The 9,320-nt window shown below is 62.8% G+C and carries 4 protein-coding genes; all 4 read right to left on the reverse strand.

Going from position 1 to position 9,320, the window contains the following annotated elements:
• The coding region (locus WLY71_RS27665; protein ID WP_347806089.1) for an amino acid adenylation domain-containing protein at nucleotides 1-4,371 on the reverse strand (4,371 nt) is incomplete at its 3' end.
• 58 nt (nucleotides 4,372-4,429) lie between these two features.
• A complete protein-coding gene (locus WLY71_RS27670; protein WP_347806090.1) occupies nucleotides 4,430-7,492 on the reverse strand; it encodes a non-ribosomal peptide synthetase in 3,063 nt (1,020 codons plus the stop codon).
• 114 nt (nucleotides 7,493-7,606) lie between these two features.
• Nucleotides 7,607-8,653 carry a TauD/TfdA family dioxygenase gene (locus WLY71_RS27675; RefSeq protein ID WP_347806091.1) on the reverse strand — a complete coding sequence of 349 codons (1,047 nt, stop codon included), beginning with the start codon at nucleotides 8,651-8,653 and terminating at the stop codon, nucleotides 7,607-7,609.
• A 17-nt stretch (nucleotides 8,654-8,670) separates the two neighbouring features.
• Nucleotides 8,671-9,320, reverse strand: a 650-nt coding sequence (locus WLY71_RS27680; protein ID WP_347806092.1) for a condensation domain-containing protein, incomplete at its 5' end; no start/stop codon positions are given.

Genomic DNA, 9,320 nt, shown 5'->3' on the forward strand with positions numbered 1-9,320 from the left:
GTCGAGGGCTTCGAACTCCAGCCCCGGGAAGCGCAAGCGCGACTCCATGGCCAATTGCTGCGCGACCATCACTTGATACAGCGGCGCATGGCTGAGGCTGCGTGGCAGTTGCAGGCTGTCGACCAATTGCTCGAATGGCAGGTCTTGATGCTGCAAGCCTTCGCGCAAACGCTTGGCCACCTGACCCACCAGCGCGGTGAAATCCGCTTGCGGTTCAAAGTCGGCACGGATCGCCAGGTTGTTCAGCAAAATGCCGAGCAGGCCTTCGGTGCCCGGTTGTTCGCGGTGCGTGACCGGGGTGCCGATCAGCACCGTGGCATCGCCACTCAAACGGTGCATCAGCACCGCGAAGCCGGCGAACAACACGGTGAACGGCGTGGTGCCCAGGCGACTGGCGAAGGCTTGCACCCGGCCACTGAGGTCGGCACTGAGTTCACGCTGTACGATCCCGGCACGGTAAGTTTGCATCGACGGCCGTGGATGGTCGGTCGGCAGTGCCAGCAACGGGCTGCCTTCGCTGTTGCGACGATCCAGCGTGGTGGTCCAGTAATCGAGCTGGCGCTTGAGCTCGGCACCTTGCAGGTGTTCGCGCTGCCAAAGGGCGAAGTCGGCGTACTGCACCGGCAAGGCCGGCAGTTGGGCGGGGGCGCCGTTGCAACGGGCTTCGTAACCCAGGGCCAGCTCGCGCAGGGCGATGGTCGCCGACCACGCGTCCGAGACCAGGTGATGCAAGGCGATGCCCAGCACGTGTTCACCCGGCGCCACACGTAGCAGACGCGCCCGCAGCAGCGGTGGTGAAGTCAGGTCGAACGGTTGCTCAAAGGTTTCTTGCAGGGCATTGAACTGCGCACCTTCACGAGCCGTCGCGCCCAGGCCCGACAAATCATCGAACGGCAATGCAATGTTCAGCGAATCACTGATGTGCTGGCTGGGCACGCCATCCGCGCTGCGGATGCCGGTACGCAGGATTTCATGACGCACGAGCAAGTCATTCAGGCTGGCGTGCAGCGCTTCAACGTTGAGTTCACCTTTGAGGTGCAGGGCGAAGGGGATGTTGAACAGCGTCGTGCCCGGCGTCAGTTGCTCGATGAACCACAGGCGCTGTTGCGAGAACGACAACGGCAGCAGCGTTGGACGGACCTGGGCCTTTGGCACGCTGATTACGGCGGCTTGCGGTGCGGCGGCGACAGCCTGGCGCGCGGCGATGGCGACGGCCAGCAGCGCTACCGTCGGTTGTTCGAACAGCACCCGCAACGGCAGGTCGAGTTTGAAATGGCTGCGCAGGCGCGCGACGATCTGAGTGGCCAGCAGCGAGTGGCCACCGAGGGTGAAGAAGTTGTCTTCCACGCCAACGGTGTCGCGACCCAGCACCTCGGCCCAGATTTTCGCCACTGCGGCTTCCAGCTCGTTACGCGGTGCGATGCTTTCCTGGGTGTCGGCCTGCCAGCTCAGTTCCTGGGCGGCCAGGGCCTTGCGATCGACCTTGCCGTTGTTGTTCAGCGGCAGGCGCTCCAGGCACACGAACGCGGCCGGCACCATGTATGGCGGCAATTGTGCGCGCAGGTGTTCGGTTAGCCCGTCGTTGCCCAACGTATCGTCATGGGCCGACCAGTAGGCCACCAGCCAGGCTTCGCCAACGCTGTTTTCGCGCAGCAGAACGGCGGCTTCGCGCACGTTCGGGTGCTGGGCCAGACGGTGTTCGATTTCGGTCAGTTCGATCCGGTGTCCACGCAATTTCACCTGTTGGTCGCGGCGGCCGAGGTATTCGATCACGCCATCGGCACGCCAGCGCCCGAGGTCGCCGGTGCGGTACAGGCGACCATCCAGCTGAGGATGGTCGATGAACGCATCAGCGGTGCGCTGCGGATCGTGCAGGTAGCCGCGGCCGACACCGACGCCCCCTACACAGATTTCCCCAGCCACACCAATTGGCACCGGCCGCAACGCTTCATCCAGTACGTACAAGCGGTTGTTGGCGGTCGGCTGGCCGATGGGCATATGGCTGACGTTAGCGTCCGGTGCTTCGAAGATCGGCTGGAAGGCCACGTCATCGGCGCATTCGGCCGGGCCGTAGGCGTTCATCAGTGCGATGTCGGGGAAACGTGCAAACCAGTCCCGGGCCACGGTTGGCGGCAGCGCTTCACCCGTGGGCAGTACCCAGCGCAGGTCGGGCAGTTGCAGATCGCACGGGCACAGCGCAAGCAGTGTGCGCATCAGGCTCGGGACGATTTCCAGCACACTGAGGCGTTCGCAGGCGATCACTTGCAGCAGGCGTTGTGGGTCATGCGCCACGTCGTCCGGCAGGATGTGCACCGTGGCGCCCAGTACTGGCGCGGCAAGGAACTGCCACACGGAAATGTCGAACGCCACCGAAGCGGTCTGTGGAATCCGGTCTTCGGCGCTCAACCCCAGCGCCGGCACTTTGCCGAAGATGTTATTGAGCATGCCCCGTTGTTCGATCATCACGCCTTTGGGCGTACCGGTCGAACCTGAGGTGAACAGCACGTAGGCCAGGCTGTCCGGGCCGCCCGCCAATGGCAGCGGCGTATCGTTTTCACCGGTCCAGCAGGCTTCGGCGAACAGGGCCTTTGGCGCCTGGTCGAGGCCGCTGAGCAATTGGTCGAGCAGCGCACTGCACTCTTCACTGGCCACCAGCAACGGCGCACGGGACAGACTGAGGATTTCCCGCAGGCGTTCCGGCGGATGATTGACTTCAAGCGGCAGCATCGCGGCGCCGGCCTTGAACACGGCAATCATCATGGTCAACAGCGCCAGGCCACGCGGGGCCACCAGCGCGACCAGTTGATCTTCACCGGCACCGGCTTCGCGCAAGGTGTGGGCCAGGCGAGTGGATCGCTGATCCAGTTCGGCATAGGTCAGGGATTCACCGTCACAGATTGCGGCAATCTGCCCGCCGCGTTGGGCAACTTGGGCGGCAAACAGTTCGGCGTAGCTGTGATCCAGCGGGAAGTCGTGCGGGTTTACCGCCCACTCACCCAGCAGTTGCTGGCGCTCATCGGCAGCCAGCAGTTCGAAACTGCCCAGTAGCGCCTCCGGTGCGGCAAGCATGCTGCGCACCAGGCTGGCGATATGGCCAAGCAAGCGCTGCACGGTCGGTGCCTCGAAACGCTCGCGGTCGTAAGACACCCGAATGCCCAACTGCTCGCCGGGCAGGATCACCACGGTCAAACCGTAGTGGGTGTGCACGCTGTGATCCATGCCTTCGAGGCTGAACTGGAAACCACCTTCCAGAATCTGCTCGTCAATCGGGGCGTTTTCGAACACCAGGATACTGTCGAACAGGGTTTCGCCCCGGGGGAAATCGCTCCAGCCCTGAATGTCGGTCAGCGGCGTGTGTTCAAAATCACGCATGTCGACGTTCATCCCTTGCAGCGCGCTCAGCCACTGCCCAAGCGATGCTTCGGGATCCACCGACACCCGTAGCGGCAGGGTGTTGATAAACAGGCCGATCATCTCTGCCACCCCGGTCAGCTCCGCCGGACGGCCCGCCACGGTGACGCCGAACAGCACGTCCCGTTGACCGCTATAGCGCGACAGCAGCAACGACCAGACCCCTTGGAAGAACGTGTTCGCAGTGATCCGGCGGCTACGACAGAATGCCGTCAGCGCCTGGGTTTCCTGCTCGCTCAGGTGAATCAGTTGATCGTCCACCAGCACCGCGTCGGTGTAGCGGTCGCGGGTCACGCCGTTGTCCACGGTCAACGGTGTGGGCGCATTCAGCCCGTGCAACTGGCCGCGCCAGAATTGCTCGGCCTTGCCCGCATCCTGGCGTTGCAGCCACTGGATGTAATCGCGGAACGGCCGCGGGCTCTTGAGCTCAGGCGTGCGGTCGTTGCACAGCGCTTCGTAGACTTTGAGGAAGTCCACGGTCACCAGGGAAATGCACCAGGCATCCATCAGGATGTGGTGGAAGCTGCGAATGAATTCGTAGGACTCATCGGCCAATCGCACCAAACGGAAGCGAATCAGTGGTGGCTTCGACAGGTTGAAACCGACTTTTTGCTCGTCGTCCAGCAACGTGCGGATCCGCGCTTCCTGTTCGTGCGGGGCGAGCCCGCGCAGGTCGAGGGTGTCCAGCGGTACTTTGACGTCGCGGTGAATCACCTGCACCGGTTGCTTCTGGGTTTTCCACTGAAAACTGGCGCGCAGGGAAGGGTGCAGCGCCACCACCTGGCGCCACGATTCAAGGAACGCCACTTCATCAATGGCACCGCCGATGCGGTAGCGATCCTGCATCAGGTAGACGCCGGAATCTTCGTGCAGCAGGGAGTGGAACAGCATCCCTTGCTGCAACGGCGACAGCGGGTAGATGTCTTCAATCGGATTGGCGGTGGTTTTTTCGGTGGTCATTGAAAGCGTCCTGCAAAAAAAGGGGCAACGGCGATGGCGCGGCGGCGAGCGAAACCGGTCACAGGTCGGCCTCGTTCAGTTCAGCCATCAGCGCTTGCATTTCGTCATCGGACATACCCGAGGCGCTGAACTCGGTGCTGTCGGCTTGCGGTTCAGCGGCGACGGCGGCCAGTGGCTGTGCGACTTCGGCCATGGCGGCGATGGTCTGGCGCTCGAAGACATGCTTGGCCGAAAGCGCAATGCCTTGCTCATGGGCCTGGGCCACCACTTGCAGGCTCAGGATCGAGTCGCCGCCGATGGCAAAGAAGTTTTCGGTGACGCTGACGGTCGACAGCTTCAAGACCTTGGCGACGATCGCTTGCAGTGTGGTTTCCAGCGCATTGCGCGGTTCTACGTGGGCGCCTTCGTCGAATTGGTCCGGGTCGGGCAATTGGCGAATATCGAGCTTGCCGTTGGGCGTGCGCGGGAAGGTCGACAGGGTCAGCACTCGGGCCGGCACCATGTACGACGGCAGGCGTTCACCGAGGAAGCGCTTGATCGCTTCCGAGTCCGGCGCGTAGCCATGAGCGGCCAGGATGTAGGCCAGCAGACGATTGCCGGCGGCGTGCTCCTGCACGATCACTGCGGCTTCGCGCACATCGCTATGGCTGCACAGTTGACGCTCGATTTCCCCGAGTTCGATGCGGTAGCCGCGCAACTTGACCTGATGGTCCTTGCGGCCCAGGAACGCCAGGCGCCCATCAGCCAGCCAGCAGGCCAGGTCGCCGGTGCGGTAGGCGCGGGTGCCATCGGCCAGGGTGACGAAGGCCTTGGCGGTTTCTTCGGGCTTATTGCGATAACCCCGCGCCAGGGTTGGGCCGGCGAGGACGATTTCGCCCGGTTCGCCGATGCCGCTGGTGACGCCGTGTTCGTTCAGTACGCGCAGGTCCATCCCGGCAATCGGCCGGCCAATGGTCAATGTCCGGCTCGGGTCCAGCACTTCATAAGTAGCCCAGACCGTGGCTTCGGTGGGACCGTATTCATTCACCAGTTGCGCGTGCGGCAAGGTCTTGCTGTGCTGGGCGATCAACGATGGCGGGCAGGCTTCACCGGCGACAATCCAGCACTCAAGGCTGTCGACAGCCCCCGCGCGCTGCAACTGATCGAGCAAAGCCTGATACAACGAGGGCAGCGATAGACCGTGGCTGACCCGATGCTGGGCAATGAGCTGCGCCAGACGGGCCATCTCCAATTCTTCGCCCGTCGCCGGCAATACCAGACGCCCGCCCTGGGCCAGCGTCCAGAAAATCCCCGCGACCGAGCTGTCGAAGGCAAAAGACGACAGCAGCAGGTAGGCGCGCACCGGCGTCTCATAAGTGGCCATGCGCACTTGGGTCGAAAAGCTCAGTGCACCGTGGCTGATTTCCACGGCTTTCGGCGCGCCAGTGGAGCCGGAGGTGTAAATCAGATACGCCAGGTCGTCCGCGTGAGGCACAGGCAGCGACGGCAGGTCGCTGGGTTCGGGTGCCGTCAGGTCGTCGAGCACGAAGCGTTGCAGGCTGGCGGGCACGCTGTCGGCCAACTCGGCGCTGACCACGATGTGTGCAATGGCACTGTCGGCGAGCATGTAGGCGCGGCGATCCGCCGGGTAGGTCGGATCAACCGGCACGTAAGCGCCACCGGCCTTCAATACCGCAAGCATGGCGACGATGGCGGCGTTGCTGCGGGCGAACAGAATGCCGACGGGCACGCCCGGACCGATCCCGGCCGCCGCCAGTTGATGGGCCAGATAAGTCGCGCAGGCATCGAGCTGGGCGTAGCTCAGGTCGCCGTTCTTGTCGCTGAGGGCGACAGTGTGCGGCTGCTGCTGAACCTGACGGGCAATCAGCTCGACCAGGGTCACCGACTCAATCGACGGCAAGCTCGGTTGGGCACCGATAATCTGTGCCTGAAGCGGTCCGTTCAGTGGCAGATGAGCCCAGGCTTGCTGCGGTTCGGCCAGCGTGCCCAGCAGCAGTTGCAGCCATTGTTCGGCGAGACAGGCCGCCGCTTCACTGCTCAATGTGTGGCGGTCGTAAACCATTTGAACGCGCAGGCTGTCGGGCAATTGACGGACGTCCAGGTAAGCCTTTACCGGGCTCATTACTGCGCTGGCATGACGCTCTTGGGTATCACCCGAGCGCCAGGCGAAAGCGTAACCGCCCGTCAGGCTTTGGGTGTAATAGTCCTGCCAGCCAGCCGTGCGTTCGATCATCGCGCCGACGTGCTGACTTTGCTCCAGCAGGGTCGTCTGAGCATCCAGATCGATGCGCACCGGCAGGCACTGCTCGAACAAACCCAAAGCGTTTTCCAGTTCCGGGCCACGGCTTTCGTGGATCAATGTGATCGGGACCTGCTGCTGGCCGGCGAGTCGTCCGAGTACTGCGGCCCAGGCAGTCAGCATCAGGTTTGAGGTCAGGGCCGGATGGCGGGCGAGATCGGTGGGCACTGCGATCTCCATGTGTGCCGGCGCAAATCCGCTGCCGATGGTGGATTCAAGCGACAGCTGCAAGGTCGGCTGTTCGGTTTCGCTCAATGGTTTCCAGAAGTTCACGCCCGGATGGTCCGGCTCGTCTTCCGTCAGGCTCCAGCGCCACTCGGCGTAATCGGCGTATTGCAGCGCTTCGGACAGGTCGGGTTGGGTGTCTTGCAGCAATACGCCCGCCAGCAGTTTCAGGCTGGCGAGGTCGAAGTGGCTGCTGGCGGCGGCCAGGTCCAGCACCGATTGTTCGTTCGACAGTTGCACCAGCGTCACGGCGAGCGGATTCGTCCAGTCGCGGGCCTGCGCGGCAAGGCGGGTCAGCTCGATTTCCTGTTCGGCGCAGCTGTGCTGACGCAAGTCCTGAACCGTCACGGCCAGTGCGCAGTTGTCGTGAATCACTTGCACCGGGTGGCGCAAGCCCGGCACCGGTGTCAGGTGCGTGCGCAGGATTTCACTGTCGGCCATCAATGTCAGTAGACGGCTGTTCAGTGCATCGACGTCCACCGGCCGGGATAACGACCACTGCAAATGGCAACTGAACGAGTGTTCGACCGCGTCGTTGATGTGCGGGTACACCGATGCCTGTTGCGGCGAAATACGAAAACCTTGAAGTCCGCTCATGTTCAACTCGACTAAAAATGGGGCTTGAAACTGGGGCACGACAGCGGCGCCGAGGCTCGCCGAACAGATGTCAGGCAAGCCTCTGGCGAGCAACTGGTGCACCCCCGTTGAAAGTCAGACGGCAACGTCACTCTGCAGCAGGGCTTCGGCCATGCCGGTCATGATTGCGCGCTTGCCGGTGAAGGGTTCACGACCGTGTACCGCGAGCATGTTGTCGATGAACAACACGTCGCCCTGTTGCCAACTGAACCGCACCAGCGAGTCGAGGTAGGCTGCTCGCAGGGACTCCAGTACTTGCGGTTCGATCGGTTCGCCGTCGCCATAAAAGGTGTTGGTGGGCAGGTCGAGGTCGTTGAAGTTGCTTTGTAGCGAGTCGCGGATCGCCGGGGGCAGGGTGCTGATGTGGAAGAAGGTCGCGTGGTTGAACCAGACTTCTTCACCGGTACGCGGGTGACGCACCAACGCCGGCCCGCGCTGGCGGGTGCGCAAGCGGTTGTTTTCTTTCCATTCCACTTCGATGCCAACGCTGGCGCAGTAGGCTTCCACTTCGCTGCGGTCTTCGGACTGGAACACGGTCTGCCACGGAAGGCCGAATCCGTCGCCGTAATTGCGAACGTACAGCACACCTTTTTCACGGAAACGTGCTTCGATCTCGGGGCTGATGCTCGCCTTCACGGCACGAGTCGAGCCGATCGGCGTTTCGCCACCGGTTTCGGACGGGATATGGCAATAGAAGAACAAACGCAGCGGAAAGCGTGGCGAATAGGAGTGTTCGTTGTGCGGGAAAATCATCTGGTCGGCCGGGTAATCGGTCGAGGTGTAGATGTTGCCGCCGACCCGGGTGCGCGGCGAGGCGCGGAACATGTATTCCAGCGCGCCGGGGGAGAGGGCGGCGATCACCTGATCGAATTGCTCCACGGACAATACGGAGAAACCGCGAAACAGCAGGGCGCCGTATTGCAGCAGTTTCTTCTCCAGGCTTTCACGTTCCCGGGTTGCCCAGGCAACCAGGTCGACGCCGCTGACCGCCGGTTCGATCACCAGCGGCAAGGCGTGGTCGGGGCTGAGTAAACGCTCGCTGACCAGTTGCTGTTCCGAGACGTTCATGGCTTTGCGGCGCACAGTGCCGAGGGCGCGAGACGATGGGGGCACGATAGACATAAAGGCATCCAACTCGGTTAAAGGGTCAAGGAACGACGTTTGGTTTGCATCAGTTGACTGCGCCCGGCCAGGGCTTGGGACTGCTGGCGTTCGCGCTGGAACGTTCGATCCCATGCGTCGAGGCGTTCGGCCAGTGCCGGCAGCGGCTCGTCCAGTAGGTTGAGGGTTTCGTCCAACAGACGTGTCCACAGATGTTGCAGGCGCAAGGCGCGATCCTGATCGAAGCAGTCGCCGCGATATTTGAGGGTTGCGTCGATGCCTTCAGTGCCGTGCACCAGATCAAGTACCAGGTGGAAATCGCCCGGTGCCTGCGCCACGTCCAGCGCGGTCATGTGCGCACCAGCGATATCGGTCGGTGTTACCCGCGATGGTTGATAGTTGAGCTTGACCTGGAACAGCGGCGAGTGACCGGAGCGGCGCTCCGGTGCCAGTGCCGACACCACCAGATCGAAAGGCAGACCCTGATGGGCGTAGGCCTGCCGCGCGCCATCGCGGACCCGCTCAAGAAAACCGGCCAGGGTCGGCTCGCCGCGCAGGTCGCAGCGCAGGGTCAACTGGTTGACGAAGAAACCGATGACGTCGTTGTGTTCCGCCAACGGCCGGCCGCTGACATCGGTACCCAGCAGAAATTGCTCCTGGCCACCCAATTGCTTGAGCACCAGTTGAT

The sequence above is a fragment of the Pseudomonas rossensis genome, from assembly GCF_039888995.1.
GTDB lineage: Bacteria > Pseudomonadota > Gammaproteobacteria > Pseudomonadales > Pseudomonadaceae > Aquipseudomonas > Aquipseudomonas rossensis.

Coding starts and splice junctions, on each gene's coding strand:
- WLY71_RS27670 (WP_347806090.1), bottom strand. CDS start 7,492: ATGAGCGGACTTCAAGGTTTTCGTATTTCGCCGCAACAGGCATCGGTG.
- WLY71_RS27675 (WP_347806091.1), bottom strand. CDS start 8,653: ATGTCTATCGTGCCCCCATCGTCTCGCGCCCTCGGCACTGTGCGCCGC.